Origin of the sequence: Methylomonas lenta, from assembly GCF_001644015.1 — a bacterium.
Taxonomy (GTDB): Bacteria; Pseudomonadota; Gammaproteobacteria; order Methylococcales; family Methylomonadaceae; genus Methylomonas; species Methylomonas lenta.
In genome coordinates this window covers 58,842-85,569 of the sequence record NZ_LUUI01000044.1, presented here as the reverse complement: position 1 = coordinate 85,569, position 26,728 = coordinate 58,842, and the positions used below count along the sequence as shown (strand labels likewise).

The following is a 26,728-nucleotide window of genomic DNA, read 5'->3' as shown; positions in this document are numbered from 1 at the left end:
AATCCAGGCAACTGCTTAAATTACGCTTGATCAAGTTGGTTGCGAATTAGGTCTTGTAGATTATGTTTTTCCAATAAGCTGTATAGAGTTGGGCGAGCTATGCCTAAAAGTCTTGAGGTTTCTGCCACGTTGTAATCACTGTAATGCAGTGCCCGTTTGATGGCGGCAATCTCAGCCGATTCGCGTACCGCTTTTAAATTTAATGGCATGGAATTTTCTGGTTGTGCCGACATCTCCAGGTCTTCCAAACTGATTAATGCGTTATCGGACATAATAACCGCTCGCTTCAATTTATTTTCCATTTCTCTGACATTGCCTGGCCAGGCGTAATTTTCAATGGCTTGAGCGGCCTCGGGTGAGAAACGTTTTTCTTTACAGTGATTATCTTTGCAGTAGCGTTTTAGCAATGTATTGCCAATGGCCATGATGTCGCCTTCACGTTCGCGGAGTGGCGGTATCTCGATGGTGATTTCGCTGAGACGGAAGTATAGATCGCCTCTGAATAAATTTTCTGCTATTAATTCTTGTAGGTTACGATGGGTTGCGCAAACTATACGTACATCAACTGCAATTTCTTTGCGTCCACCAATGCGCTCGATAACTCTTTCCTGAATAAATCTAAGTAACTTGGCTTGGAGTGCAAAAGGTAAGTCACCAATTTCATCCAGGAAAAAAGTCCCACCTTCGGCGTATTCAATTTTACCTTTGGTTTGGACTACGGCGCCAGTGAAGGCGCCTTTTTCATAACCAAATAATTCACTTTCTAGCAAGCTCTCAGGGATGGCTGCACAATTGACAGCGATGAAAGGCATTTTGGCTCGTGAGCTTTTCTCATGTAATGCTCTCGCAAGTAATTCCTTGCCGGTGCCGCTTTCTCCAAGTAGCAGGGTGGTTGCTTGAGTGGGCGCAATACGCTCTATCATGCGCATCACTGTCAGCATCTGCGAACTGGTAGCGATGATGCCAGTTGAAAATGTTTGCTGTTGTTGGAGCTTGCGAAAATCCTGTTCTAGGGCTTGTAAATGAAAAGCCCGGGCAATAATCATATTGAGCACGTCGGCATCAATCGGTTTTTGGTAAAAGTCGTATGCGCCCATGGCAACCGCTTCAATGGCATTACAGCGATCATCATTACCCGTGACGACTATGACTTTAGTTTCAGGTGCTAACTCGAGTATTTCTTTCAGAGTGGCAAGTCCTTCGCTGGCATTGGTTGGGTCTGGCGGTAGACCGAGATCAAGTGTAACAACGGCGGGCATGTGTCGCCTGAGAGCAGTAATCGCTTCTGCTTTGTTGCCTGCCAGGATGATTTCATAGTCATCCAGGCTCCATTTAAGCTGTTTTTGTAGGCCGGGGTCGTCCTCAACAATCAATAGCAGGTTCGATGGAGTCATAAGTTTTGGGTTGTGATAGTGGAAGTTGTAATTTAAATGTAGTGCCTTGATCAGGTATGCTATCAACATCTAAGTGACCGGCATTTTTTAATACAAAATCCCTTGCTTCATAAGCACCGATACCCATGCCAGCATTACCTTTTGTGGTATCGAAGGGTTTAAACAATCGCTCGGCTATAAATGATGAATCCATACCAATGCCGTTGTCTATGATTTCAAGTACAGCATAATCTGGCTTTGTTGTTAAAACAAGTTTCACCCAGCCATCTGGTTTTTGTGTGGCGTCTTGAGCGTTTTGTATAAGATTAGTGATAACACTGGTCAACTTGATCGGATCTACTGTGATCAAGCATACATCAACAGTCGTTACAATTGACAGGGCAGGAAGTCCCTTGTGTTGGTGTTGTATGGTTTTGATGATGTCTGCAAGATTAATTAGCGATTTTGCGGACGGTATGGATTTGCCTTGTTTTAATTGATTCACAATATGCTGCATTTTATTAACAGCATTATTGAGTGTATCGATAGTGTCATCAAAAAAATCGGGATTATGTTTATGCTTATTCGCGTTTTTGACTATAAGTCCTAGTTGGGCTGCAATGTTTTTCAGGTCATGTACCAGATAGGCAGAAAGCCGATGGTAGGTTTCAAATTGACGATTATTGGCTAATGCCTCGCTGGCTTTGTTAAGGGCGAGGGCATTGGCTAATTGCATGCCGACTGTTTTTAACAGATCATGATCTTCCCAGTTAAGCTTTCTGGGGGCTCTGGGCTGTGTGAGCACAGCAAAAGCTTCCAGGTTATTTAGATGAAACAACGGCACGATCAACCATATTTGACTGTCTTCAGAACAGCAGGGTGATAAGTCGATGTCATCATAGACTTCTGGTGCATGCGCTAATTCAAAAAAATCGATCACCCATTGTTTTTTGGATAAATAAGTAGGCAGGTCATGGTTGTTCTTAAAGTGATCAAGTTCCTGCGGAGACAAGCGTAAATTTTGTTCTGCGGCTAAGAAAAACCGGCTTTGTTCGTTTTTTAGCCAGAGTCCGCCACCAGTACTCTCTACTAAATTAGTCAAAGTGGTGATGATAAAGTCTTTGAGTTCACCCATGGATTCAAGTTTAGCCAGTGCTTTGCTGATTTTTAGCCATTCTTCCCGATAGTCATAGTTATAATGGAAAAAATGTTTACCGAAGTATACTTTGGCCAATGCACGCATTTTTCCAGACGTAAAAGACACAAACAACAATAAGACAGCAAGAAAAATGAACACTGTTTGTATCGTTTCACCCCATTCAGCATTAGCTTGTTTAAGGTAGTAACCAGTGGCCGACATCAAAATTAGGTAAGCACCGCAGCCAAACAAAATAGTGGAATAAAAAATGGTTTTCCTAGGGACTGAGTGTGCTGTATTGAAACTAGGTAGGTCTAGCCTTGGTAGAGAGATGGCTAAAAGCGGTACCATTAAGGCATTAAGAATGCCGCGCGATTGCCACAGAGGTATGTCTAAGTGTTTGTATAGCAGGGATTTGCTGTAAACAATCAAATTAAACAAAAATAATGCTGCGAGACTTAAACAGATATATTTAATATTCCAGCGCTGGTTTAAGGGAGTGTTACGGTAAAGCTGTTCGATGAGAATAAGGCCAATTACAGCAAACACCACATGCGCAAAAAACCTAGGATCAGAATCAGTCTGAAGCCGAATAAAGTCCAGAAAACTTGGAAAACCCTCTATAATTCCTGTCAGTAAAAACAATAGGCCAATGGCTGGCGCTAGTCTGGATCGTAAAACGTACTGAAAATTGTTGTTGTAGCGTTGTTTGGATATCAAAGTGGCGAGCCATAAAGTCCAAAACATGTTTCGTAAAGTCTCAAAGACCAATGTGTCTGCGATGAAGAACTGGCTGTCTTGGGTTGCTCGAACTACATTCGCGCTCCACAGTATAGAAAAAGCTACCGCTGTAATGAAAAGCCAATGCCGCTTAATTCTCGTAATAGCGAATAAAAATAAAATTGTATAAGCTATTGCCGCACTCAGATAGCTAAAAAAAATGAACTTTTCCATAATATTTAAGGGTTTTCTAAAGCCGATGGATGTGTGTTTTCATTAATCATTATAGCGATTGTTTGAATTGACTAGGGGTGTTGGATTTAGAGAGCACAAGGGTATGAAAAAAATACTAGACGAAATCTTAACAAGTCCTCAGTTTTTAGAAGGCGATGCATGGCAAAAACGTTGGTATAAAGCAAATGAAAAAGTCATAGAAAAAGGAGATATCGGGAATTCATTGTTCTTGCTTGAAGAAGGTCAGTTGCGAGTGCTGGGCGGGACGGAAATTGAGGGTAAAATCAAGGTCAATCCCGGGTTGTGCGATTTGGATGCAGGCGCTTTGTTTGGTGATATCTGCTTATATGCTGATCATAGAAGAACTGCTTCGGTAATCAGCTTGACCGATGCTTGCATTATAGAAATTCGAAGTGACAAGCTAAGCGGGTATTTAGATAGTCATCCCGCTCAGGGGTATCTGTTTTTAAAGGCGGTTTTTAAGGTCATGGCCCAAAGAGTAGAGTTGGCTAATGAGCGGATTGAAAATTTGCTTGCATGGGGTATAAAAGCGCATGATATTGACAAATATCTTTAGATATGGTTCTTTTGAGCAGTATCTTGGCTTTAAGTTCTATGAATTTCAATAAGGTTCACGGAAAGCCTCTGAAAATTAGTTATGCTGGGTTTGTTGTAATTTATTGGATTGTTACGAAGAGTTTAATGAATAAACCAGATGATTTATTATTATTTTTACCTGAAAATAGGTTGTGGTTTTTAGGTATGACAAGAGTTTTAATAATTGAAGTGAATCTGATTTATCGTTGTTGATTATATGAACTGAGTTAAAAGCAATTAAAAAATATATGTAATAAATATTTTATGGAGTTAGTAGTGTTGACCAGTAAAGCTAAAAATAATAAATTATATGCGCCAATTATATTGATTGGAGCGTTGGTGTTAGCAGCTTGCGATTCGCCAGAAGAAGCAGCCGAAAATCACTTACAAAAAGGTAAGGAGTTATTTGAAAAAGGCGAATATGATAAAGCAATACTGGAGCTGAAAACATCTAGTCAAAGTGAAGATAAGCGGTCAGATACTTATTATTACATGGCTCTTTTGGATGAGAAAAGTAATAATTTCAAGTCAATGCGGGAAAACCTTATAAAAACCATTGAGCTTGATCCTAATAATACTGAGGCAAGGCAGAAACTTGGCAAAGTAAATTTGCTTTTTGGTGATTTGGATAAAGCACTAGAACAAGCTGATGTTGTGTTGCAGTCAAATCCTGCTAGCGAAGAAGCAAAGCTGTTAAAAGCCTCTGTTTATATCAGACAACAGAAAAAAGAGCAGGCTAGCGAAATTATCGATTCGGTTTTGGCAGTCAATGCAGGTAGCATCGATGCGTTGTCATTAAAAGCAGCAATGTACTTTGAAAATAACCAGTTTGACCAGTCTCTGGAAATGGTTAATACAGCATTAACAAAGGATACAAAAAACTTACCACTTAGACTTTTTAAAATCAAGATTAATGCCAAACAAAATAACATTGAGGCTGTGATTGATGATTATAAACAGTTGATTGAAATCTATCCTGATGCTGAAAATTTTAAATTAAGTCTCGCATCAATTTATGCTATGACAGACAAATTGCAATTAGCTGAAACGCTTTTGCGTGAGATGGTTGCTAAAAAGCCAGATAATGTAGAGCCAAAAATTGTCTTGCTTGAATTTTTAAATGCAAAAAATAAGGAAGGTGTTAGCCCTGAATTTAAGACAATGATGGCTGGCGCTAAGAATACACCTGCTCTTGCATTAGAACTTTCAAAGTGGATGTTGGTGTCGGGATATGCAGATGATGCAGCATCTGGTTTGAAACAAGTGGCAGATGTAGATAAAAACGACAAAACAGGTTTGACTGCGCGAACAATCCTCGCTGAAATAGATTTAAATAAAAAAGAACTCGATAAAGCAGAAAAAGAAATTTCTGCTATTTTAGCCACAAACTCTGATTTTGTTGATGCCAGCTTGCTAAAAGCCCGGTTATTTTTAATGCAAAATAAAATTGATGACGCTATCGACTTGCTAAATAAAACAGTTTGGACTAAAAACGATTCAGATCAAGCCTTTATGTTGTTGGGACAAGCATATAGCTTGAAAAAAGATCAGAAACAAGCGGAAAAAAACTTTAAACAGGCTTTAGAGTTAAATCCAGCCAATATTCAAGCTTTCATCCCCGTTTATAGTGGCTATTTACAGGCCAATCAAAAAGAAACAGCCCGACAGTATTTGAATAAAGCATTAAATGCCAAGCCTAATCAAATATTGTTATTGACCAATAAAGCTGACTTAGATATATCGGAAAAACGATGGGATGATGCTCAGGAAACGGTACAGCGAATTGCGCTGTTTTCCAAAAATAAAGCTGTTCCTATGTATTTGCAAGCCAATATTCTCCAAGGTAAGGGTCAGTATGCAGATGCTGTAAAGTTATATGAGCAGTTGCTGAATGAATTTCCCGGCCATGTCAACTCAATGGTTAATTTGGTTAGGTCATATGAAGCGCTTAAGGAACGTGATAAAGCAATTGCTTTTCTTGAGTCGCAACAGAAAAAGCATCCAGAAGATTTGGCTATTGTAGGGGTTTTAAGTGATCTTTATATGGCGAATAAGGATTATGTCAAAGCCAAGCAGCTGTTAAGCAGTCAGATTAAACAGTCGCCGGACAAGTCAGTGCCGCTTTATTTAGCCTTAGCTAAAGTGGAAGCCGTGTTAACCAAGAGTGCTGAAGGGGCAAAAGAAGTTTATATCAAGGGCCTACAAGACAATCCGGATAATCCTCAATTATCATTGGCTTTGGCTGGTCTGTATGAGCAACTGGGCAATAAAAACGAAGCCCGTAAGATTTACGAAAGTGTTATTGAGAAATCCCCCGATACTACTTTGGCAATCAATAACCTGGCTGCATTGTTGATTGACTCCAGTGTTAGTGATGATGTGGCAAGAGGCTTGTCCATGGCTGAACGCTTTAAAGAGGTTGATAATGTATATTTACAGGATACCTACGCATGGGGTTTGGTGAAAAATGGCAAAACCAGTGAAGGTTTGGCTTTGCTAGAATCTTTGATTGTCAAAGAGCCTAAAATGCCTGAGATTAGATATCATTTAGGCGTGGCTCATTTGAATAACGGAAATAAGGCAACCGCGATAGTGGAGCTGAAACAAGCATTATCCTTGTCAGAGAAACAGAAAAGAGGTTTTACTGGAAAAGAGGATGCTGAAAAACGCCTTAAAGAGCTAGAGCACAAATAGGATTACTAAGCTAATATTATGAGGTTGATAGGATGAGGAATTTTTGAGCATGATACAGTTGAAGTGTTTCACAATAGGGCGTCGAATTGCGTTATGCATTTTTCTGATTAGTCTGATGGGTTGTTTCCAGCCTTTGCTAGAAGACGTAAGTCAGACTTCAGATTACACCTATCAAATCGGGCCAGGTGATAGCGTCAATATATTTGTATGGGGTAATCCGGAGTTATCAACCTCTGCTGCAGTGAGGCCGGATGGGAAAATCACAGTTCCCTTGGTTGAAGAATTACTAGCCAGTGGGAAAACCCCCTTTCAATTGGCTAGAGATATAGAAAAAGTCCTAGAAACTTATGTAAAAAGCCCACAAGTCGTAGTCATGGTCTCTGGCTTTAAAGGTGTCAGGGATCAGCAGATTCGCGTAATTGGTCGAATTGGAGGTGGAGGCGGTGCATCAGGCGGAGGCGGTGGCGGTGGTATAAGCGGAAGTGGAGGCGGTAGTGGCGGAATTGGGCGTTATCAAGGAAAGTCCATACCCTATGAAAGAGGTATGACTCTGCTGGATGTAATCATTCAAATAGGCCTAAATCAATACGCTGATGGTAATAGATCAAGTGTTATTCGCGAAGTTGATGGAGACTTAAAGTCCTATCGAGTGCGTATTGATGATTTGATTGATGACGCGGATTTGTCGGCGAATGTATTAATGATGCCCGGTGATATATTGATTATCCCTGATGCTTATTTCTAAATATAGAATCAATATTTTGAGGCGTTAAAGCAAAAAATGCAGCAAGAATTATCTGAAGTATATTTTTATTTAAAAGGTACGCTGAAATATAAGCGAGTGGCAATAATGTTTGGCCTATTAGTTTGTATATGTGGTTGGACTTATGTTTTTATGATGCCAGATAAATTTGAATCAAAAGCGAAAGTGCATATCGATTCCTCTACAATTATTAGGCCATTGATGAGAGGTATGGTAATTGATCCTGATGTTTCTGCGCTTATCCGGATAATTCAACAGCTGATGTTTACCAGGCCTAATTTAGAGAAAGTTATTGAGTTGTCTCAACTAAAACCAGCTAAAACAGGTGCTGTGGTCAATGCAGACTTTATTGAGAAACTCAAAAAAGATATAACCATATCGGGCGCCAGAGATAAGGATATATTTGATATTGCCTACTCATCTACCGATCCGGAAACGGCAAAAAGTGTTGTACAGGCAGTACTGACGGTGTTTTCGGAGCAAGCGCAAGGCAAGGCAATGGCTGACGCTAGTGATGCACAACAATTCATCGAGCATCAACTCCGTGATTATGAGATAAGGTTACAAGAAGCTGAAAAGGCTAAAGAAGATTTTAAACGGGCAAATCTAGACTTATTTCTGGGTGCTTCAGATCAATTTTCATTGCTAAATCAATTAAAAGAACAGCTAAATGCGGCTAATGTGAGTTTAGAGCAAACCATTGCAAGAAAGAATGTGCTTGCAGAACAGGTCGAGGAGGTTCAAGACTCCGACGAAGATTGGGGGTTGGCTAGTTTAACAACGGATGTCGAACAAGAAGCGGACCCAAGGATTTCCTCATTAATTGATAGAAAAACAGAATTATTAATCAAGTACACTGACAAACACCCTGAGATTATTTCTATTGACAGGTTGATTAATACGTTAAAAGAACAGATGGACCTTAATAATAAGGATGAAGTTATTTCTGAGTCAGATTCTATAGGGCCAAAAAAATTGTCAAATCCTTATGTACAAGCATTAAAAATGGGTTTTGATAATGCGCAAGCCGAAGTAGCTTCAAATCAAGCTTTAATTAACTCAATCCGTGACAGGATAGTCAAGGTTGAAGAAGGGTTGAATGAAAAGCTTGCTGTTGAAACTGAGATGAAAAACCTTAATAGAGATTATGAAACTATCAATGGTAAGTACTCAGAGCTTCTAGAGCGCCGAGAGCAAGCTCATATCACCGAGAGCGTTGATGATCAAACGTCCCGGTTAAAATTTAAAATTGCTGATCCTCCAACTAAACCTTCAAAGCCATCATCACCAAATCGAATACTTTTTTATTCGTTAATTTTAGCAGGGGGATTAGTAGTTGGGTTTGGTGTTGCTTTTCTTATTTATTTTATACGTCCGGTTTTTATGTCAACCAGGCAAGTTAGGGTGGTAACCGGGTTACCTTCTTTGGGTGGGGTGTCTTTGACAAATCAAGGTATATTTAAAGCTAAAAACTTTGATTGGTTATTGCTAATTACAATCTTGATGATAATCACAGGATATATTGGCATTATGTTATTTGAGATTATCAAGTAACCTTGGGTAAAAATAATGAGCATAATTGAAAACGCTTTAAAAAAAGCCAATAATCAAGTTTTAGTCGATAATAAGCCAAAAGTTGTTACACAGCCACCAGTGGATGCTGATCAGGCTGTTATTGTTAAGGTTGAAAATAGCGCTGAAAATAATGAAGTAAAAGTACCTCTAGATAACCAAGTTAGTATAAATTGGAAAGCTTTAGCTGAGGAAGGCTTTATAGATCATAATGATAGTAAATCACAATTGGCGGAGGAGTTTAGGGTTATTAAGCGACCTTTAGTGAATAATATTCAAGGTGCAGAAGCTAATGGGATTTCTCGCTCCAATTTGATTTTGATTTGTAGCAGTTTGCCAGGAGAGGGAAAAACATTCATTTCTATTAACTTGGCTTTGAGTATAGCTAATGAATTAGACAAAAGCGTACTTCTCATTGATGCAGATGTGGAAAAACCGAGTATATCTAAACAGTTGGGAATCAAACAATCGCCTGGGTTAATTGAGTATTTAGAAAACGACAAAATCACCTTTTCAGATATTATGTTAAAAACAGATCTGGATAATTTAAATGTCATACCTGCTGGAAAACGACATAAATATTCGACAGAATTACTGTCCAGCCAGAGAATGTATCATTTTGCAGAAGAGGTCAGTCGCCGATATAAAGATAGAATTGTGATTTTTGATTCTCCACCTTTATTAGTGGCCACACAGGCTCAAATTTTAGCGGAACTAGTAGGTCAGGTTGTTTTGGTTATTGCAGCAGAAGAAACACCGCAAAGCGTCGTCAATGATTCAATTGCTAAATTGGCTAATTGCGATGTAGTGATGACGCTTTTAAATAAAACCAAAAAAGAACTTGATCTATACGGTTATAACTATGGTTATGGTAAATATGGACACCCATAAAGGAAGGGTATATTTACAGAATGTCGTTCTGAAGTCTTTTCTTTTAACCCTGTTGTATGGAGTGGCTTTTGAAAAAGAGGCTTTAGCCTTCGATTGGCGGTTGACACCTAGTCTATCTCTGACCGAAATGTTTTCTGATAATCTTAACTTATCAAATACCGCAAAAAGAAGCGGTTTTGTAACTGAAGTTGCGCCAGGGGTTTCCATATATGGTTCATCGCCTTGGAGTAATTTTAATTTAAATTACCGGTTGCAAGGTTTATATAATGCTGGTGGTAATGATGCGGTAGATATCAACCATCAATTGCAGATGAATTCTTTGTATCAGGTGGTGCGTAATAGGCTGTTTTTGGAGACTAGTAGTTCTATCAGCCAAGTAAATACAAATAACTCATTTATAGCAACTGATAATTTAACAGGTGATAACAATCGAACAAATGCCAGAAACTTTAGTATTTCACCCTATTGGACGCCTAAGTTTGGACAGTATGCTAGCGGCCTGTTAAAAGCTGGTTATCAGAAGTCAACTTTTGATAATGCCAATAACAGTAGTACTTCCACATTATACCCAAATCCAATTTCAGACTCTGATAGCTTTACCAGAGAAGCAAGATTGTCAAGTGGAAGTAAATTTAATCTAGTTAGATGGAATTTGAACTACTCAGCGCAAGATCAAAATAGAGACTCTGGTGATGATGTTAGATTTGAACAATACCAAGGTGATGCTCGTTATTACTTCAGTCGTAAATACAATGTTTTTGCTAATTTTGGCTATGAAAACAATGATTATCAGACCTTAAATAATGATATTAGCAATGGGTTTTTCTACACATTTGGTGGGCAGTGGAGCCCCAGCCAGTTTTACTCCCTAGAGGCAGGTTATGGTAATAATAGTCAAGTTACTATTAATCTAAACCCATCTGCAAATTTTACTTCCCACATCACTTACGAAAATAGAAGCGTTGGTCTTAATACAGGCAATGTATGGAATGCACAATTAAATTATCGTTTACAACAAGCGGCTGTTAATTTTAATTATTCACAAGATACCACAACTGCTCAACAAATATTAGCCGCACAACAAGTATTTAGTTTAACTAATCCTTTTGGTGATACAGTGATTGATCCTGTAACACAACAGCCCCAACAGTTTATTATTAATTCGCCTAATTTAGTCAATGATGTAATTATCAATAAGACGGCTAATCTTTCGCTAACATATCAATCAGGTAAAAGCTCTTATAATGCCTCTGTTTACAATACACGGCGTACATATGAACAAAGTACTGAAGAAGATAATGTATATGGTGCCTCTGCAGGTTGGCAATGGCAATTCCAACCTCGGCTTAATTTCTATTTACAACCCTTGTGGCAAACCATTAATAGTACAGGTACTAATGGCTCTAATAATGACCGTTATGATGTTGCTCTTGGCTTAAATCGTTCTATACCCATCAATTTAGGTCGTCCATTATTAATGAATACAAACTTGGAATTTCGGCATATAGAACAGAAGTCTGATATCACCATTAATGATTATACTGAAAATCGTGCAACTGCTAATTTTGCGGTTCGTTTTTAAACTATTTTTCTATTATATTTATGTACGACGGATTTTATAACCTTACACAACAGCCGTTTCAATTAAGTGCTGATCCTGATTTTTTCTTTCAAAGCTCTGTACATAAACGTGCCTTAGCGTATATGCAATATGGCCTAACTCAGGGTGAAGGTTTTGTGCTGGTCACGGGATCTCCCGGGACTGGTAAAACCATGTTGGTTAAAAGCCTGGTCAAAAATTTGAATAGAGAAAAATTATTGATTGGTGTGATGATGACTTCACACGTAGGGCCAGAAGATACCCTGCGTTTGGTCGCCTCTACATTTGGTTTTCAATATCTACATAATGATAAAGCCAGCTTACTAACCAGTTTCGAGAAGTTTATTGTCGAGAACGCCAGAGAAGGGCGACGGTTATTGTTAATTGTTGATGAAGCGCAAAATCTACCCAAACAATCTCTGGAAGAATTGCGCATGTTGACCAATTTGGATGTCAATGGCGTGCCTGTTTTCCAAGTATTTTTACTGGGTCAGCCAGAGTTAAAACGCACCATCTATGCTCCTGATATGGAGCAACTTAAACAGCGTATTGTTTCGACTTATCATTTAGATGCCCTAGATGAAGAGGAAACCAAAGAATATATTCTTTTTCGACTGCAAACAGCAGGTTGGCAGGGAAACCCAGAATTTGCTCCGGATACGTTTACTGAAATTCACAAGTTTTCTGCGGGCACTCCCCGTCGCATTAATTCCTTATGCGATAGATTGTTGTTGTTTGGCTATTTAGAAGAGTTAACTTTACTGGATAGCCAGGCTGTTGAAAAAGTGGTTGCTGAAGTTAATGAGGAAATGCTGCTTGAAGATCGGGATGAACAAACTGCCCCGACCACTATTTCTGTAACACGTTACTCTGATGCTGAGGCAGGTTCTTTAGATGATAGGTTAAATCGCCTGGAGAATAATGTGCATCATTTGCAAGCCGATGTGAACAAAGAAAAATCCTTGTTAAGAAAGGCCATTTTAATTCAGCTGGATATGGATACGGTGTACTCAGATAATGGAAAGGAATGAAATGAAACAACAAACTCTGGTTTGTGTCGTCGGGGCACGGCCCAACTTCATGAAGATGGCGCCAATTATTCGTCAACTACAAAACGTTAATCATCTGATTAGGCCTTATTTGGTGCACACTGGGCAGCATTATGATCAGGCAATGAAAGACACTTTTTTCCAGCAACTGGGAATACCTGAGCCCGATAAAGACTTAGGCGTGGGATCAGGGAGCCATGCGGTTCAAACCGCCAACATTATGCTGCAGTTTGAGCCGGTTTTGGATGAAATAAAACCCTTTGCAGTGTTGGTAGTAGGCGATGTGAATTCCACCATCGCTTGTGGCTTAGTTGCAGTTAAGAAACAGATACCTTTAATTCACGTTGAAGCAGGCTTACGCAGTTATGATCGAGAAATGCCTGAAGAAATTAATCGAATTTTGACCGATCAGCTTTCAGATTTGTTATTGACTACTGAGCGTGCCGCAGCCGATAACTTGCAGAAAGAGGGTGTTTCGGACGATCGAATTTGTTTTACCGGTAATGTCATGATCGACAGCCTATTAAGCAACTGTCAACAAGCATCCCCTGTTTTAACTACGCTGCATAACTATGGCTGCAAAATAGATATTCAGGCAAAAAATTATGCTTTGTTAACCCTGCATCGACCGTCTAATGTGGATGATATCGATACATTGACGAAGCTAATTAGTGTTATTGGTGAAGTCAGTCAAAAATTGCCGGTAATATTCCCGGTCCATCCGAGAACCCAACAAAAAATCACCCAGGCTGGTTTATTAGACAAATTACCGGAAGACAGAGTAATTATGTTGCCGCCGGTAGGTTATCTGGAAATGCTGGGTTTGATGCAATCAGCTAAATTAGTCTTAACCGATTCGGGCGGCTTACAGGAAGAAACCACTGCATTAGGCGTGCCTTGTATTACCTTGCGTGAAAATACCGAACGCCCTATAACCGTTACCGAAGGTACTAATACAATAGTGGGTACTGATACGGCCAAAATAATGCAATGTGTGGATGATATTTTAATCAGCGGTGGCAAAACTGGACGTATTCCCGAATACTGGGATGGTCAAGCAGCGCAACGCATTGTGGCGGAAATTGTGCGTCGCTATCTGCCGGGCAATTGAGGTTTATCATGACAACACCTGGCGTAATCAATGCTATGACTGTCGATGTCGAGGACTATTTCCAGGTTTCGGCATTTGAAAAACATATTGCCAAATCACAATGGGATACTCTGCAGCATTGTGTTGCAGCTAATACTTTCCGGATTTTGGATTTATTTGCACAGCATCAGGTTAAAGCCACTTTTTTTACTTTGGGTTGGGTCGCGGAACGTTATCCTGAGTTGATAAAGCGTATTGTCGCCGAAGGTCATGAGTTGGCCTCTCATGGCTATGAACATATTCGAGTTACCGAACAAACGCCGGAACAATTCAGAGCCGATATCAAAAAAACCAAACAGATTCTGGAAGATATTGGCGGACAGGTTGTTATTGGCTATCGGGCTGCTAGTTATTCTATAGGTGCCAGCAATCTTTGGGCCTTACAGGTATTGGAAGAAGAAGGGCATCTATACAGCTCCAGTATTTATCCGGTAAAGCATGATTTATACGGTATGCCTTCTGCGCCGCGTTTTGCATTTAGACCTGAAAATACTCAATACCTGCTTGAAATTCCCATTACCACCTTAAAACTTGGATCTAAAAACTTACCTTGTGGCGGCGGTGGGTTTTTTCGTTTGTATCCCTATTTATTTTCCAAAGCGGCTTACCAATATATCAACACATTCGAAAAGCAGTCCGGCATTTTTTATTTCCATCCCTGGGAAATTGACCCTGATCAACCTCGCCAGAAAAATCTGCCGTTCAAATCACGTTTTAGACATTATTTAAATTTGAGTCGGGTAGAGAATCGACTCAATAACCTCCTCAATGACTTTGCCTGGGATACCATGCAACAGGTTTTTATAAGCCCGCAGATCGCAAAAATACCATCATGATCAAACTACTTGAACCCGCTGATTATCAGCGCTGGGATAATTTTGTCAGGGCTTCGGATGGAGCCAGTTTTTTTCATCTTTCGGCTTGGCAGCAGGTTTTCCAACAGGCATTTAGCCATAAAACCTATTATTATTTTACCGAGCAAGAGGGTGAAATCACCGGCATCTTGCCTTTGGTGCATATTAAAAGCCTGTTGTTTGGCAATTCATTAATTTCCAATGCGTTTTGTGTCTATGGCGGCATCGTTGCTAGAAATAATCAAGCTTTTAGTGCATTAGAAGCTCAAGCCCAACAATTGGCGCGTGAATTAGGGGTTGATTGCCTGGAGATGCGTAATCGTCAACAGCAACATCCCAATTGGCCACATAAGCAGCTATACGTTACTTTTAGAAAAGAAATTGATGCCGATCATGAGAAAAACATGGCAGCTATTCCTCGTAAACAACGCGCTATGGTTCGAGCGGGAATAAAAGCTGGCTTAACCGGCGTGATTGACACATTGATAGAGCGTTTTTATCAGGTCTATTCTGAAAGTGTTAGAAATTTAGGCACACCTGTTTTCCCTAAGCGTTATTTTCAAGTTTTAAAACAAGTATTTGGCGACGATTGCGAAATTTTGACTGTCGAACATGAAGGGCATTTGGTTGCCAGTGTCATGAGTTTTTATTACAAAGACGAAGTATTGCCCTACTATGGTGGTGGTACCGACTTGGCGCGCGATTTGAAAGGCAATGATTTTATGTATTGGGAAGTCATGCGTCGGGCGGTAGATAAAGGCTGCAAAGTATTTGATTTTGGTCGTAGTAAAGAAGGTACTGGCTCTTATCGGTTTAAAAAGCATTGGGGATTTGAGCCGGAACCTTTGTTTTATGAAATTGATTTGGTTAAAGCCCAACAAATCCCCGAAATCAATCCGCTCAATCCCAAATATCAATTGTTTATTGCGGCCTGGAAGCGCTTGCCCTTGCCGTTAAGTCAATTGATTGGGCCATGGTTGGCTAAAGACTTGGGCTGATCAAGCATGGAAAAATTACTCTATTTGGTTCACCGTATTCCTTATCCGCCCAACAAAGGCGACAAAATACGTTCGTTTCATTTTTTGAAAGCTTTGGCAGAAAAATATGAGATTTATTTGGGCACTTTCATCGATGACCCGGATGACAAGCAATATATCGATGCTTTAAAGCCTTTTTGTAAAGATTCTTTTTGTGTTGATTTGCATCCCAAACTTGGCAAGATTAAAAGTCTGAGTGGTTTTTTGAGCGGCAAAGCACTCAGTTTGCCGTATTATCGTAATCAGGCTTTACAAGCCTGGGTGGACAAAACAATCTCTGAACAATCTATCGAACGGACGCTGATTTTTTCCTCACCTATGGCGCAATATCTACAGAAACATCCGGCCGTAAAACTGATTGCCGACTTTGTGGATGTGGATTCTGATAAATGGCAGCAATATGCCAACAGTAAAACTTGGCCAGCCAGCTGGGTTTATCGCCGTGAAGCGCAAAAATTGCTCAGTTACGAAACACGCATCGCCAGCCAGTCTAAAGCAACCCTGTTTGTTTCCGAGCAAGAAGCTAAGTTATTCAAGCAATTAGCGCCTACCACTGCCGACAAAATCACCTATGTCAATAATGGCGTCGATACCGATTTTTTCGATCCTGCTTTGGATTATGCCTCTCCTTTTACCTCAAATGAGGAAGCTATTGTGTTTACCGGTGCCATGGATTACTGGGCCAATATCGATGCTGTGATTTGGTTTTCCGAGCAGGTGATGCCTTTAGTTAAGCAACAGCAGCCTAACGCTCGCTTTTATATCGTCGGTTCCAAACCGGCCAAGTCAGTCCTACAACTCGCAGAAGCAGATGACGCGGTAATTGTGACTGGGCGGGTTGACGATGTAAGAAACTATGTAGCGCATGCTGGTGTAGTAGTGGCGCCCTTGCGAATTGCCAGAGGCATTCAAAATAAAGTCTTAGAAGCTATGGCTATGGCCAAAGCGGTTGTGGTTACCCCGGCAGCAATGGAAGGCATCCAAGCTAATCGTGCTATTCAAGTTCCGGTAGCTGATAGTCCAACTGCATTTGCCGAACAGGTTATTGCCTATTTGCAGCAACCGACCGTTACCATTGCAGAAAATCGTCATTTTGTGCAGGCCGAATTTAGCTGGCAACAAAATGGCCAACGCTTATGCCAACTAATAGCTGATGACGATACCTAAATCTGTGCCGCAAAATCTGCCGCCTTTGATTGTGCATATTATCTATCGATTAGGCATTGGTGGGCTTGAAAACGGTTTAATCAATTTGGTCAATCGCTTACCTGCTGATCGATATCGACACGCCATTATTTGCCTTACCGAAAGCACCGATTTTAGTCAGCGTATTCAGCGGCAGGATGTGGTTGTTTTTGAAATACATAAACAGCCGGGACAGGATTGGCATTCGTTTATTAAAGTCTATCAATTGCTAAAACAACTCAAGCCGGCGATAGTCCACACCCGTAATTTAGCCGCGCTTGAATACCAACTCTGCGCACTGCTTGCCGGCGTACCTTATCGGCTACAAGGCGAGCATGGCTGGGATGTATTCGATCCTGATGGGAACAACCGTAAATATCAGTGGTTGCGGCGCATTTTAGGGCTGACGATACACCGATTTATACCGCTGTCGCATCAGTTGCAGGATTATTTACAGATAAAAGTTGGTATTCCAGCCAGGAAAATTAGCCGGATTTGTAATGGTGTTGACACCCAAATATTTTATCCTAGGTCGGAAACCCGGCAATCTCCGCATAATTGTCCACTGGATTTGCATAATAAGTTAGTAATCGGTACCGTCGGGCGCATGCATGGCGTAAAGGATCAATTGACCTTAGTGAAGGCTTTTATTGCGGCTTGTCAGCAATCCCAATCATTTGCCGATCGCGCCTGCTTGTTCTTAATTGGTGATGGGCCTTTAAGAGCGCAAGCGATTGAATTGCTGGATCAAAATGGTCTAGCTGATAAAGCCTGGCTTCCTGGAGAACGTAACGACATTGCCCAGATTCTGCGTTGCCTGGATGTGTTTGTGTTGCCTTCCAAGGCTGAAGGAATTTCAAATACGATTTTAGAAGCCATGGCAACCGGTCTGCCGGTTATAGCGACTAATGTTGGGGGAAACCCCGAGCTGGTTTTACATGCGCAAACCGGTTACTTGGTTGAAAAAGAAAATCCACCTGCATTGGCTGCCGCCCTGCTAGAGTTGATTACCGATGATCAGAAACGTCATCAATTTGCGCAAGCGGCTTTTATGCGGGCCCAGCAGGAATTTTCCATCGATAATATGGTGGCGCGTTATCAAACAGTTTATGACAGGCATTAATCAAGCCCGAGGGAATTAATATGTGCGGCATAGTGGGTATTTTTGACATTAACGGTAAAAGCGAAATCGATCGTGATTTACTGTCGCGAATGAATGAATCGCAGTTCCATCGCGGGCCGGATGAAGGCGGCTTGCATACCGAGCCAGGTTTAGGCTTCGGACATAGGCGTTTATCCATTATCGATTTGTCCAGCGGTCAGCAACCCATGCATAGCCAGGATGGGAATGTAGTGCTGACCTACAATGGCGAAGTGTATAACTTTCCGGATTTAAGAGAGGAATTGCAAGCGCTGGGCTATAGTTTTAAAACCCATTGCGATACCGAAGTCATTTTATACGCCTGGCAAGCCTGGGGTGAGGCTTGTGTTGATCATTTGCGCGGCATGTTTGCCTTTGCCATTTGGGATAGAGCACAACAAACGCTATTTCTGGCGCGTGATCGGTTGGGCATCAAACCCTTGTTTTACGCTCATTTGTCCAATGGTCAGTTTATTTTCGGTTCGGAGCTTAAAGCTTTAAAACAGCATCCGCTGTTGCCCAAAAATATTGATCCTACGGCTATCGAAGATTATTTCGGTTTTGGTTATATTCCCGATCCAAAAACCATTTACCAAGGCGTGTACAAATTAGAGCCAGGTTATTGTTTAACTATCAAGCACGGTCAACAAAATTGGCAACCTCGGCAGTATTGGGATGTTAAATTTGAAGTATCGAAAAATCCTGATGTTAATGAGGCTGGAGAGGATTTGATCGAGCGCTTGCGGCAGGCCGTTAAAATTCGCATGATGGCGGATGTACCTCTGGGGGCTTTTTTATCCGGCGGTGTGGATTCCAGTGCGGTGGTAGCCATGATGGCAGGTTTGTCACCTGACCCGGTCAATACCTGTTCAATTTCTTTTGGCGACCCTAAATTCAACGAATCGCAATTTGCCGCCCAAGTGGCCGATCGTTACCACACCGCACATCGGGTTGAGCAAGTCGATCCGGACGATTTTAGTCTTATTGATAAATTATCGGATTTGTACGATGAGCCCTATGCCGACAGTTCTGCTTTACCGACTTATCGGGTCTGTGAGCTGGCAAAAAAACAAGTTACAGTAGTGTTATCCGGCGACGGCGGTGATGAAAATCTGGCAGGCTATCGACGGCATCGTTGGCATACTTACGAAGACAGAATGCGCAAACTGCTACCGGACGCTATCAGGGTGCCGCTGTTTTCAACCTTGGGTAAAATCTACCCTAAACTGGATTGGGCACCCAAGTTTCTGCGGGCTAAATCCACTCTGGAGTCCATCGGTCGCGATTCCATGGCGGGCTATTTTCATAGCGTCTCCATCATGTCCAATGAAATGCGCGAGCAGTTGTTCAGTGATGAGCTAAAAAATCAGTTACATGGTTATCAGGCTATTGAGGTGTTTCGCCGTTATAAAAAACAAGCGCCTAGCGATCCGTTGTCGATGGTGCAGTATCTTGATTTAAAAACCTATTTGCCTGGCGATATTTTGACCAAAGTCGACAGAGCCAGCATGGCGCATGCCTTGGAGGTACGGGTGCCGCTGTTGGATCACAAATTAGTGGAATGGATGGCCACTTTGCCGCCGGATTTGAAATTACATGGCCGCGAAGGCAAGTATGTATTTAAAAAGTCGCTGGAATCCTATTTACCTGATGACATTCTGTACCGTCCAAAAATGGGTTTTTCTGTACCGCTAAGTAGCTGGTTTAGAGGCCCTTTAAAACAACGCGTGCAGGAAGCTTTGTTAGGCGATACACTGAAGCAAACCGGCTATTTCAATCAAGATCTTTTACAGCATATCGTCACCCAGCATCAGGCCGGATTACGTGATTACAGTGCACCGATCTGGTCGTTGCTGATGTTTGAGGCATTCTTAAGGAATAATCTTTAGAAGTCGGTTTTTAGTGAAAACACTGTACAGTTGATCAATAGACAGGTGCTAAGCATTTTGCTAGAGTGCCAACAATTGTTAATCTTCTCGGGTGAATTGAAATGAATAAGCAAAATAAAGAAGATAGTAAACTAGTGGATAGTCAGAACGTTGATAAACATGTTGACAAATCACGACGTTCATTTACCAGAACCGGTGTGATTGCTCCCATTATAATGGGCTTTGCAAGTCGACCTGCATGGGCGACGATGGATAACTGTTCATTTGGGCAGGCATTGTCCGGTAATTTATCCCAGCATCCGGCTACTTGTGATTCCGATACACCTAGTACTGTATCTCCTGGGGTGTATCAAGGTGATGGTGGTGGTAAAAAATGGGAATTTTATGGGGTTGGCTCACAAAGAACTGTTAAGTTTAAAAGTGTGTTTGGTTCTCCTCTGCTTCAATTTAAGAGCGGTAATACTTGGGATAGCAATAAAAATGCTACTTTGGAATATGTAATAAAATTAACAGGTAATAGTATCAAAATTGGTAATTCAACTACTGACGCAAACGCCAAAACAAACCATTATATTGCTGCCTATTTAAATGCGCTGTCTCCGAATTTGATATTTCCATTTACAGCTGCACAAATCAAAGCTGATTGGGGGCATTGGACTTTGTATTCCACTTTACAAGATATACAAAAAGGCGAATTAACTGCATTACAAGCTAATCAATACATAAATTTCTATAATTAGATTTAGTCTGATGGCTCTTTTTTGTACGTTTCCTGAGGTCTTTACTCATCGATTTAATGATGAATTATTGGCTTATAGCCCTTTGACCGGTGAAACGATAGTTTTAAGTGATTTTGCAGCAGATATTTTCGAACGCTTATTATCCAAACAAATGAATTTTCCTGATTTATTAAGCGCTGTTAAGCCAGCGCAATATGGGGATGTAGATATTGAGTTAAGCCTGCGTAATACTTTAAATGAATTGGGTCGTCGTGGCTTTATCGCTAGTTCTAAATAAGTAAGGCGGATGAAGTCCAAACCTATTGTTCTCAGAATAGAGCCTTTCGTTGTTCGACTGGATACCTGCATAGCTCCTGTAGCTGAAGTTGTTTCGAGTCTTTATTCAGGTTATGAATTTATTGAAGAAGCTTCAACGGTCTTTGTAGATTTTTATATCAAAATTGCGCCTGTGAGTTACCTGAGGGGATACTATAGGCCCCAGGTTCAGTGTTTCATCGATGGTAAGGCGCCATTCAAGCCTTTGCCTATTTCCCAAGCCTATCCTTTTTTTGAATGGAGCCTTAATTGGGTGGTGGCCAGTTATGTGCATCATTATCTTTTGGTGCATGCGGCAGTTTTAGAAAAAAATGGTCAGGCCTTGATATTGTGTGGCGTACCGGGTGCTGGCAAAAGTACTCTTTGTGCTGCGTTAATGCATAGTGGATGGCGGTTGTTTTCTGATGAAATGGCCGTTATTGATTTGCATACCAACGAACTAATGCCTTTTGTACGTCCAATTAGTCTTAAAAATCAGGCTATTGATTTAATGCGGCAGTTTGCTCCCAATGCAGTGTTAGGGCCGTCTTTTTTTGATACGTCAAAAGGAACTGTGGCACATATGCAACCAACACAGGATAGTGTGTTAAGGAAATCCATCAGAGCGTCTGCAAAATGGATTGTTTTTCCTAAGTATCAAAAAGATGCAGATACCTCTTTGCATGCTATTCCGAAAAGCCAAACAGTGATAAAGCTGACAAAAAATGCCTTTAACGCCAATGTATTAGGCGGTAAGGGTTTTAAAAATTTATGCGCTCTGGTTGAGGGTAGTGATTGTTATGAGTTTGAATATAGCGAACTACAGGAAGCAGTCAATCTGTTCGCGGATTTATCATCGTGATTAATATTCGATTATATGCGGCAACGGTAAATTGATGGGTATGGATATAAAGCAACCTGCCTTAATAATATCGGCATATAGGCATCCAGAGCTTACAAAAGGTTTTAGTTTATCCGAATGGGATTTGTTGGTCAGGCAAGCGAGACGTGCCGGGGTTTTAGCCAGGCTTTGGTATTTACTCGAAAGACAGCAGTTATTAGCGAATATTCCACTACCTGCATTAAAGCATTTTGAATCGGCCAAGGTGTATGCTAATCAAATGCGAACTTCCTTAAATTGGGAGGTACATTGTATTCAACAGGCCTTACAAGAACTCAATCTGCCCTTGATATTCCTAAAGGGGGCTGCTTATGTTTTGGCTGGGAATGATGCAGCGTTAGGCAGGGTTTTTTCTGATATTGATATCTTAGTACCTAAACAAAGCTTGATGGAAGTAGAGCAGACTTTAATATTTGAAGGTTGGAAGTTTGGCAGCATAGATGCTTATGATCAAATGTATTATCGTAAATGGATGCATGAAATTCCGCCTATGCAGCATGTTCAAAGGCATACGTCGATTGATGTTCATCATAATATTTTACCGATAACCTCCAGGTTCTGTCCTGATTCCAATAAATTATTGGACAATATTAATAAAATTGATGGGCAAAATATTTGGGTTTTAGCACCTGAGGATAGAGTGCTACACAGTGCTGTTCATTTGTTTCATGAAGGCGAGTTTGATCATGGATTTCGAGATTTGACCGATTTGGATTTGCTGATCAAGGAGTTTGCAAATGAGGAAGGGTTTTGGTTGAAATTACAAAATCGCGCTACAGAACTGAATCAAGAAATTCCTTTATATTATGCATTGCGTTTTACTACTAAAATATTACAGACCCCTGTGCCTGTTGATGTTCTTGAGATTACAGAAGCTTATCAACCCAATAAACTGAAGCGAAAGGTTACAGATTTTGTTTTCCTTCGTGCTTTAATGCCTAACCATTTCACTTGCTCAGATACATGGACTCGTTATGCTCATTGGTTTCTTTATCTACGTTCGCATTGGTTAAAAATGCCCTGGTATTTGTTGATCCCACACTTATCAAGAAAAGCCTGGCTGCGATTGTCAGTAAAGGATCAGCACTAATTGTTTAAAATGGTCGATAATTAAAAGAAAAATAATCAATCCAACTTGTGACATGAAAATCCTCCATATTCTCGACCACTCGATTCCGCTGCATAGCGGTTACACTTTTCGATCCCGCGCCATTATTGAAGAACAACGTAAACTGGGCTGGGAAACCTTTCATGTCACCTCAGCCAAACATGTTGGAGGTCGCGCGGCTATAGAAACTGTGGACGGTTTGGATTTTTACCGCTCGCCGGACCCAGAAGGTCTTTTCGCTCGCTTGCCAGTCGTGAATCAATGGGCGATTGTGAAAAGTTTGGAAAAGCGTTTGGACCAGATTATTCCGCAGATTAAACCCGATATCCTGCATGCCCATTCGCCAGCCATAAATGGTTTGGCAGCATTGGCGATGTCAAAAAAATATAACATTCCTTTGGTGTATGAATGTCGGGCTTTTTGGGAGGATGCCGCGGTAGATCATGGTACTACGCAGGAAGGCAGTTTGCGCTATCGTATCACCAAGGCATTGGAAACCCATATATTCAAAAATGCGAATGCGGTAACTACCATTTGCGAAGGCTTGCGTAAGGATATTATCAGTCGTGGGGTGTCGGCAGATAAAATTACTGTAATTCCGAATGCAGTTGATATTGATGCGTTTACTTACGGTGAATCTGCCGATGTCGATTTAATTCAGCAACTTAACTTGCAAGGCAAAACCGTGCTGGGATTTATTGGTTCGTTTTATGCCTATGAAGGTTTGCTACTGTTGCTGGATGCCTTGCCGGATATTATTAAACATCAACCAAATGTGCGTTTATTGTTGGTAGGTGGTGGGCCACAGGTACAGCAAGTCAAACACAAAATCAAATCGCTAGATTTGCAGGACTTTGTGATTCTTGCAGGCAGAGTGCCGCACGAGCAGGTGCAGCGTTATTATAATTTAGTCGATATGTTCGTTTACCCGCGTCTTTCCATGCGCCTGACCGATTTGGTTACCCCTTTAAAGCCACTGGAAGCCATGGCGCAGGGCAGGGTGTTGCTGGCATCCGATGTTGGAGGGCATCATGAACTGATTCGAGACCAGGAAACGGGTTACTTGTTTAAAGCAGGCGATAAAGATTCGTTATCCGAATCGGTATTGTCAGCACTGGCCGATCAGTCACAGTGGGAAAAAATTCGTCAGGCTGGAAGGCGCTATGTGGAGGAAGAGCGTAACTGGCAACGCAGTGTCTCCAATTATCAGTCTGTTTATGCCAATATACTTCAAGCCAACAAATGAGCGATAAAACGCCGCATTTACTGGTTTTTTGTTCATTGTATCCAAGCCAGGTCAGGCCAAATGCTGGCGTATTTATTCGTGAACGCATGAGTCGGGTTGCGGCGCATTGTCCTTTAATTGTTGTATCACCAGTGCCTTGGTTCCCATTACAAAGTCTGATTCGATATTGGAAACCGGATTATCGGCCGCAACCTTCTTGCTACGAAGAACAACAAAATATCAAAGTGTACTTCCCGCGCTTTTTATCGATACCGGGGTTGTTTCGTTCATTGGACGGGTTTTTCATGGCAGTAGCTGCCTTGCCGTTGTTATTTAAGTTAAAAAAAAACTTTGCTTTTAATCTGATAGATGCGCATTTTGCCTATCCTGATGGTTATGCAGCTACATTATTGGGACGTTGGTTCAATGTACCCGTGACCATAACCCTGCGTGGCACCGAAGTCCCTTTATCAAAACTTCCTGGTCGGCGACAGCGGCTACTAAAAGCATTACAGTCTGCGACAAGAGTGTTTTCGGTATCCGAGTCTTTGAAGCAGCACGTGGTTGATCTGGGTGCAGAAGCCGAAAAAATTATAGTAGTTGGCAATGGCGTTGATACAGAAAAGTTCTTTGCTATTGATAAACGCAGTGCACGTCAGCAGCTGCAGCTGGCTGACGATGCGTTAGTCTTGATTTCTGTAGGTGGCTTGGTCGATAGAAAAGGTTTTCATCGAGTTATTGAGCTCTTGCCGGGATTGGTAAAAAAATATCCACAACTGATTTATTTGATTGTCGGTGGTGCCAGTGCTGAAGGTAATAATCGTGCCAAACTTGAACAACAAGTTGAAGTGCTCGGTTTGACCCAGCATGTCACCTTTCTCGGAGCTATGGCATCACAGGATTTACATATTCCGCTGTCAGCTTCCGACGTATTTGTATTGGCGACTGCTAACGAAGGCTGGGCCAATGTATTTCTGGAGGCAATGGCCTGCGGTTTGCCGGTGGTGACTACAAATGTTGGCGGGAATCCGGAAGTAGTTAACAATGATAAGTTAGGTTTCGTAGTGCCCTTTGGCGATGCTGAGGCGTTGTCGCAAGCTATTGAAAATGCATTAAATACAAAATGGGATCGGCAAGCTATTATTAGTTACGCTGCTGATAATGGTTGGAATAAACGGGTAGCAATTCTGTTGACGGAATTCAAAAAATGGGTGGTTTGATGAGTGTTTATACGTCTTTTTGCTCGACTATACTATTCCCCCTCCATGAAGCCTTGAAAAAGCACAGCACGGTTAAAGTGCGGCGTCAGATGGAGCAGTCACAATGGCTTAGTCCTGATCAACTGCAACAGTTACAACTAAAAAATCTCAAATCATTTTTGATCGATGTTCAACAGCATGTACCTTACTACCGGCAGTTGTTTGCCGGTATCCAATTTGATCCCAACGACTTAAGCGATTTGCAGCAACTGGCTCAGTTACCCTTATTGGATAAACCCAGCATAAGAGCCCACTTGGAAGAACTCAAAGCCGATAATGCAGTAGGTTTGTCGCGCTTTAATACCGGCGGTTCCAGCGGCGAACCTTTAATTTTTTATATTGGTAATAAGCGTGTCAGTCATGATGTGGCGGCCAAATGGCGGGCCACGCGCTGGTGGGGCGTGGATATCGGTGATCCGGAAGCCGTTATTTGGGGCTCGCCAATTGAATTGGGTTCTCAGGATAAAATTCGGCTGTTGCGCGACAAGTTTTTGCGCACACACTTAATCCCGGCATTTGAAATGTCCGATCAAAAGCTGGATGGCTTTATTCAGGATATACAACACATCCGCCCCAAAATGCTATTTGGCTATCCATCGGCGTTGGCTCATATTGCCGGGCATGCGGAAAAAAAAGGCATTGTACTGAATAATCTGGGCATAAAAGTGGCCTTCGTGACGTCTGAGCGACTTTATGATCATCAGCGGGGAAAAATTCAAACGATATTTGGTTGCCCTGTCGCCAATGGTTACGGTGGACGTGATGCCGGCTTCATTGCACATCAATGCCCTGAAGGTGGTATGCATATTACCGCTGAAGATATTATTGTCGAGATTGTCGATCCTGAAGGGCAACCGATGCCAAGCGGGGAGTTAGGAGAAATCGTTGTCACCCACCTTGCCACACGGGATTTTCCGTTCATTCGTTACCGTACCGGCGACATGGGTGTTTTATCGGACAAAATTTGCGCATGTGGACGTGGCCTGCCATTATTGGCTGAAGTACAGGGTAGAACCACTGATTTTGTGGTGGCACAGAATGGTACTGTTTTGCATGGTTTGTCACTGATTTATGTTTTGCGTGATCTTGAGGGGGTCGAGTCCTTTAAAATTACCCAGGATAGTTTAGATAAAACCAGCGTGCAGATTGTCCGTGCTCCCAGCTTTCAGCAGTCCGTTGCGGAAGACAGAATCATTACTGAGTTTAAGAAACGTCTGGGGCAAACGGTGAATATCGTCATCGACTATCCTGAATTTATAGCTAAAGAACAATCTGGAAAATTCAGATATGTCATCAGTCATGTCAAACACTAAA

The 26,728-nt window shown here is 41.4% G+C and carries 22 protein-coding genes; 20 read left to right on the top strand and 2 right to left on the bottom strand.

Annotated elements, in window-relative coordinates; translation table 11 throughout:
• Positions 1 to 20: 20 nt before the first annotated feature.
• Both prsR and prsK read right to left on the bottom strand, forming a co-directional pair.
• Positions 21 to 1,394: a PEP-CTERM-box response regulator transcription factor gene (gene prsR / locus A1359_RS03170; protein ID WP_066977873.1), complete on the bottom strand. Its 1,374-nt coding sequence runs from the start codon at positions 1,392 to 1,394 to the stop codon at positions 21 to 23.
• On the bottom strand, positions 1,363 to 3,465 hold the full coding sequence (gene prsK / locus A1359_RS03165) for an XrtA/PEP-CTERM system histidine kinase PrsK (protein ID WP_066977870.1): 2,103 nt from the start codon (positions 3,463 to 3,465) through the stop codon (positions 1,363 to 1,365). Before prsK ends, prsR begins: the two co-directional genes overlap by 32 nt.
• Positions 3,466 to 3,568: 103 nt before the next feature.
• Between prsK and A1359_RS03160 the strand changes: the two genes are divergently transcribed.
• The 20 genes from A1359_RS03160 to A1359_RS03065 all read left to right on the top strand — a co-directional run bounded on the left by A1359_RS03160 (position 3,569) and on the right by A1359_RS03065 (position 26,727).
• Positions 3,569 to 4,042 (top strand): Crp/Fnr family transcriptional regulator, encoded by a 474-nt coding sequence (locus A1359_RS03160; protein ID WP_066977867.1) that lies wholly within the window; start codon positions 3,569 to 3,571, stop codon positions 4,040 to 4,042.
• Between the two features lie 296 nt (positions 4,043 to 4,338).
• Positions 4,339 to 6,756: a tetratricopeptide repeat protein gene (locus A1359_RS03155; RefSeq protein WP_232322090.1), complete on the top strand. Its 2,418-nt coding sequence runs from the start codon at positions 4,339 to 4,341 to the stop codon at positions 6,754 to 6,756.
• A 49-nt stretch (positions 6,757 to 6,805) separates the two neighbouring features.
• The gene (locus A1359_RS03150; protein WP_066977860.1) at positions 6,806 to 7,501 is read left to right on the top strand and encodes a polysaccharide biosynthesis/export family protein; all 696 of its coding nucleotides are present in this window, start codon (positions 6,806 to 6,808) and stop codon (positions 7,499 to 7,501) included.
• Between the two features lie 36 nt (positions 7,502 to 7,537).
• Positions 7,538 to 9,073: an XrtA system polysaccharide chain length determinant gene (locus tag A1359_RS03145; RefSeq protein ID WP_066977857.1), complete on the top strand. Its 1,536-nt coding sequence runs from the start codon at positions 7,538 to 7,540 to the stop codon at positions 9,071 to 9,073.
• Between the two features lie 15 nt (positions 9,074 to 9,088).
• Positions 9,089 to 9,982: an XrtA-associated tyrosine autokinase gene (locus A1359_RS03140; protein ID WP_066977854.1), complete on the top strand. Its 894-nt coding sequence runs from the start codon at positions 9,089 to 9,091 to the stop codon at positions 9,980 to 9,982.
• Positions 9,969 to 11,564, top strand: a complete 1,596-nt coding sequence (locus A1359_RS03135; protein ID WP_083960467.1) for a TIGR03016 family PEP-CTERM system-associated outer membrane protein — start codon at positions 9,969 to 9,971, stop codon at positions 11,562 to 11,564. The genes A1359_RS03140 and A1359_RS03135 overlap by 14 nt, the downstream gene beginning before the upstream one ends.
• Before the next feature lie 20 nt (positions 11,565 to 11,584).
• Positions 11,585 to 12,613, top strand: a complete 1,029-nt coding sequence (locus A1359_RS03130) for an XrtA/PEP-CTERM system-associated ATPase (RefSeq protein ID WP_066977851.1) — start codon at positions 11,585 to 11,587, stop codon at positions 12,611 to 12,613.
• A 1-nt stretch (position 12,614) separates the two neighbouring features.
• Positions 12,615 to 13,742 carry a non-hydrolyzing UDP-N-acetylglucosamine 2-epimerase gene (gene wecB / locus A1359_RS03125; RefSeq protein WP_066977848.1) on the top strand — a complete coding sequence of 376 codons (1,128 nt, stop codon included), beginning with the start codon at positions 12,615 to 12,617 and terminating at the stop codon, positions 13,740 to 13,742.
• Positions 13,743 to 13,750: 8 nt separating this feature from the next.
• On the top strand, positions 13,751 to 14,617 hold the full coding sequence (locus A1359_RS03120) for an XrtA system polysaccharide deacetylase (protein ID WP_066977845.1): 867 nt from the start codon (positions 13,751 to 13,753) through the stop codon (positions 14,615 to 14,617).
• Positions 14,614 to 15,633, top strand: a complete 1,020-nt coding sequence (locus A1359_RS03115; RefSeq protein WP_066977843.1) for a FemAB family XrtA/PEP-CTERM system-associated protein — start codon at positions 14,614 to 14,616, stop codon at positions 15,631 to 15,633. The genes A1359_RS03120 and A1359_RS03115 overlap by 4 nt, the downstream gene beginning before the upstream one ends.
• A gap of 6 nt (positions 15,634 to 15,639) precedes the next feature.
• A complete protein-coding gene (locus tag A1359_RS03110; RefSeq protein ID WP_066977840.1) occupies positions 15,640 to 16,839 on the top strand; it encodes a TIGR03087 family PEP-CTERM/XrtA system glycosyltransferase in 1,200 nt (399 codons plus the stop codon).
• Positions 16,826 to 17,980 (top strand): TIGR03088 family PEP-CTERM/XrtA system glycosyltransferase, encoded by a 1,155-nt coding sequence (locus A1359_RS03105; protein WP_066977837.1) that lies wholly within the window; start codon positions 16,826 to 16,828, stop codon positions 17,978 to 17,980. The genes A1359_RS03110 and A1359_RS03105 overlap by 14 nt, the downstream gene beginning before the upstream one ends.
• 20 nt (positions 17,981 to 18,000) lie before the next feature.
• Entirely contained in the window at positions 18,001 to 19,887 is a 1,887-nt protein-coding gene (locus A1359_RS03100) for an XrtA/PEP-CTERM system amidotransferase (protein ID WP_066977834.1), read from the top strand.
• Positions 19,888 to 19,988: 101 nt separating this feature from the next.
• Positions 19,989 to 20,627: a hypothetical protein gene (locus A1359_RS03095; protein WP_066977831.1), complete on the top strand. Its 639-nt coding sequence runs from the start codon at positions 19,989 to 19,991 to the stop codon at positions 20,625 to 20,627.
• Between the two features lie 10 nt (positions 20,628 to 20,637).
• Positions 20,638 to 20,904 (top strand): hypothetical protein, encoded by a 267-nt coding sequence (locus A1359_RS03090; protein ID WP_066977828.1) that lies wholly within the window; start codon positions 20,638 to 20,640, stop codon positions 20,902 to 20,904.
• A 9-nt stretch (positions 20,905 to 20,913) separates the two neighbouring features.
• A complete protein-coding gene (locus tag A1359_RS03085) occupies positions 20,914 to 21,783 on the top strand; it encodes an HprK-related kinase A (RefSeq protein ID WP_066977825.1) in 870 nt (289 codons plus the stop codon).
• Between the two features lie 34 nt (positions 21,784 to 21,817).
• On the top strand, positions 21,818 to 22,912 hold the full coding sequence (locus A1359_RS03080) for a nucleotidyltransferase domain-containing protein (RefSeq protein WP_232322089.1): 1,095 nt from the start codon (positions 21,818 to 21,820) through the stop codon (positions 22,910 to 22,912).
• Between the two features lie 52 nt (positions 22,913 to 22,964).
• Positions 22,965 to 24,176, top strand: a complete 1,212-nt coding sequence (locus A1359_RS03075; protein ID WP_066977822.1) for a TIGR04063 family PEP-CTERM/XrtA system glycosyltransferase — start codon at positions 22,965 to 22,967, stop codon at positions 24,174 to 24,176.
• Complete coding sequence (locus A1359_RS03070; RefSeq protein ID WP_066977819.1) at positions 24,173 to 25,375, top strand: glycosyltransferase; 1,203 nt, start codon at positions 24,173 to 24,175, stop codon at positions 25,373 to 25,375. Before A1359_RS03075 ends, A1359_RS03070 begins: the two co-directional genes overlap by 4 nt.
• A complete protein-coding gene (locus A1359_RS03065; protein ID WP_157200444.1) occupies positions 25,375 to 26,727 on the top strand; it encodes a phenylacetate--CoA ligase family protein in 1,353 nt (450 codons plus the stop codon). Before A1359_RS03070 ends, A1359_RS03065 begins: the two co-directional genes overlap by 1 nt.
• Position 26,728: the final 1 nt, after the last annotated feature.

Bases quoted from the DNA above. Each gene is read 5' to 3' on its own strand.
- prsR (WP_066977873.1), bottom strand. From the start codon at position 1,394: ATGACTCCATCGAACCTGCTATTGATTGTTGAGGACGACCCCGGCCTA.
- prsK (WP_066977870.1), bottom strand. From the start codon at position 3,465: ATGGAAAAGTTCATTTTTTTTAGCTATCTGAGTGCGGCAATAGCTTAT.
- A1359_RS03160 (WP_066977867.1), top strand. From the start codon at position 3,569: ATGAAAAAAATACTAGACGAAATCTTAACAAGTCCTCAGTTTTTAGAA.
- A1359_RS03150 (WP_066977860.1), top strand. From the start codon at position 6,806: ATGATACAGTTGAAGTGTTTCACAATAGGGCGTCGAATTGCGTTATGC.
- A1359_RS03145 (WP_066977857.1), top strand. From the start codon at position 7,538: ATGCAGCAAGAATTATCTGAAGTATATTTTTATTTAAAAGGTACGCTG.
- A1359_RS03140 (WP_066977854.1), top strand. From the start codon at position 9,089: ATGAGCATAATTGAAAACGCTTTAAAAAAAGCCAATAATCAAGTTTTA.
- A1359_RS03135 (WP_083960467.1), top strand. From the start codon at position 9,969: ATGGACACCCATAAAGGAAGGGTATATTTACAGAATGTCGTTCTGAAG.
- A1359_RS03130 (WP_066977851.1), top strand. From the start codon at position 11,585: ATGTACGACGGATTTTATAACCTTACACAACAGCCGTTTCAATTAAGT.
- wecB (WP_066977848.1), top strand. From the start codon at position 12,615: ATGAAACAACAAACTCTGGTTTGTGTCGTCGGGGCACGGCCCAACTTC.
- A1359_RS03120 (WP_066977845.1), top strand. From the start codon at position 13,751: ATGACAACACCTGGCGTAATCAATGCTATGACTGTCGATGTCGAGGAC.
- A1359_RS03115 (WP_066977843.1), top strand. From the start codon at position 14,614: ATGATCAAACTACTTGAACCCGCTGATTATCAGCGCTGGGATAATTTT.
- A1359_RS03110 (WP_066977840.1), top strand. From the start codon at position 15,640: ATGGAAAAATTACTCTATTTGGTTCACCGTATTCCTTATCCGCCCAAC.
- A1359_RS03105 (WP_066977837.1), top strand. From the start codon at position 16,826: ATGACGATACCTAAATCTGTGCCGCAAAATCTGCCGCCTTTGATTGTG.
- A1359_RS03100 (WP_066977834.1), top strand. From the start codon at position 18,001: ATGTGCGGCATAGTGGGTATTTTTGACATTAACGGTAAAAGCGAAATC.
- A1359_RS03095 (WP_066977831.1), top strand. From the start codon at position 19,989: ATGAATAAGCAAAATAAAGAAGATAGTAAACTAGTGGATAGTCAGAAC.
- A1359_RS03090 (WP_066977828.1), top strand. From the start codon at position 20,638: ATGGCTCTTTTTTGTACGTTTCCTGAGGTCTTTACTCATCGATTTAAT.
- A1359_RS03085 (WP_066977825.1), top strand. From the start codon at position 20,914: ATGAAGTCCAAACCTATTGTTCTCAGAATAGAGCCTTTCGTTGTTCGA.
- A1359_RS03080 (WP_232322089.1), top strand. From the start codon at position 21,818: ATGGGTATGGATATAAAGCAACCTGCCTTAATAATATCGGCATATAGG.
- A1359_RS03075 (WP_066977822.1), top strand. From the start codon at position 22,965: ATGAAAATCCTCCATATTCTCGACCACTCGATTCCGCTGCATAGCGGT.
- A1359_RS03070 (WP_066977819.1), top strand. From the start codon at position 24,173: ATGAGCGATAAAACGCCGCATTTACTGGTTTTTTGTTCATTGTATCCA.
- A1359_RS03065 (WP_157200444.1), top strand. From the start codon at position 25,375: ATGAGTGTTTATACGTCTTTTTGCTCGACTATACTATTCCCCCTCCAT.